We start from the raw sequence: 1144 nt of genomic DNA, 5'->3' as shown, positions 1-1144 counted from the left end.
AAGCTGTCCTGAGCCCGATGAACGCAAAGCGTGCCGGCGGGCAATTGGCCGGCGCCAAAGTGCGCTTTGAAATAGGAGGTTGAACGTCATGCGATTGGGCCTAGTGATCTTACCACTTCTTGCCATGTTCATGCTGCCGCACGTTGCAAAAGCGCAAGAGCCTTGGGTTTTGCTGTGCATGGCGGACTGCTCTGACACAGCTGCGTCAGGCAACCACCATATCATTGCGCCGGGTGAAAATCTGTTGGGGATACTGCGCCAGTATCGCTACGGGTCGACAGGTCTGCAAACGGTGATTGAGAAAGTCGTTCATGATAACCCGCGCGCTTTTCTGCGGGGCGATCCCGACAGGATGGTGGCGGGTCAAACCCTGATCTTGCCTGAGGCTGATGGCTTCCCAACCGTCCCCGACCATATTTATTTGTTCTAGTATGATACGCTGGCTTTCCATCGTGCTGTTCTGGCCTGTCGCGCTCTTGGCGCAGGATCAGGCGGCAACGCGGATTGTGACGGGGCAAGAAGTCCAGCAGGCAATCATTGAACGGCTGGCCAGCGTTGGCGAGATCGCCGCACCAAATGTCATGCCTGAAAAACAATTCTATGCTTGTGACGCGCCGTTGGAGGTGGAGCAAGCTTTCAGTGGCTGGCGCAGTGTGACTGTCCGCTGCCCGTCGCCAGTGGAATGGAGCATTGCATTGCGCGCGCAGGTCCAAGGCGCGCTTCCTCATGTCCCAAAAGTCGCCGAGGGACAGGTCGCACAAGCAGTCTTTCTGCGCCGACCGCTGCGTAGCGGCGACAGGATACAATTGGACGATCTGGAAATCCGACCAATCGATCCATTGTCAGTCAATAATGTCTATATTGTGATCGAGGATGTTGTCGGCAGGGTTTTGTCGCAATCTTTGACGCCCCGCGTGCCGGTCAGTCCGCGCCATCTGCAGCGCGATTGGGCTATAAATGCCGATGATATTGTCACTTTGCAGATCGTGAACGGCGGTATAGAAATAGAAAGTCCCGGCATCGCCTTGGAACCGGGCCAAATTGGAGATAACATACGCCTAAGAAACCTGAGCAGTGGCAGCGAAGTGATCGGACAGATCTCTCAGGAAAGAAAAGTTCAGGTCATCTCTAAAATGGCGCCCTG

Annotated in this window: 2 protein-coding genes; both read left to right on the top strand. The window is 55.2% G+C overall.

What is annotated here, in order from left to right; translation table 11 throughout:
• The first annotated feature begins 88 nt into the window (after positions 1–88).
• The gene (locus ACFDSS_RS14245) at positions 89–430 is read left to right on the top strand and encodes a FimV family protein (protein WP_375256378.1); all 342 of its coding nucleotides are present in this window, start codon (positions 89–91) and stop codon (positions 428–430) included.
• A gap of 1 nt (position 431) precedes the next feature.
• Positions 432–1144 (top strand): flagellar basal body P-ring formation chaperone FlgA (gene flgA / locus ACFDSS_RS14240; protein ID WP_213394360.1); only part of this gene is annotated, 713 nt, incomplete at its 3' end.

The organism is Yoonia sp. (assembly GCF_042093035.1).
Classification (GTDB): domain Bacteria; phylum Pseudomonadota; class Alphaproteobacteria; order Rhodobacterales; family Rhodobacteraceae; genus Yoonia.
This window is presented reverse-complemented; position numbering and strand designations above follow the sequence as displayed.

What these genes read in the sequence shown, in the direction of transcription:
- ACFDSS_RS14245 (WP_375256378.1), top strand. Translation starts at nt 89, where the DNA reads ATGCGATTGGGCCTAGTGATCTTACCACTTCTTGCCATGTTCATGCTG.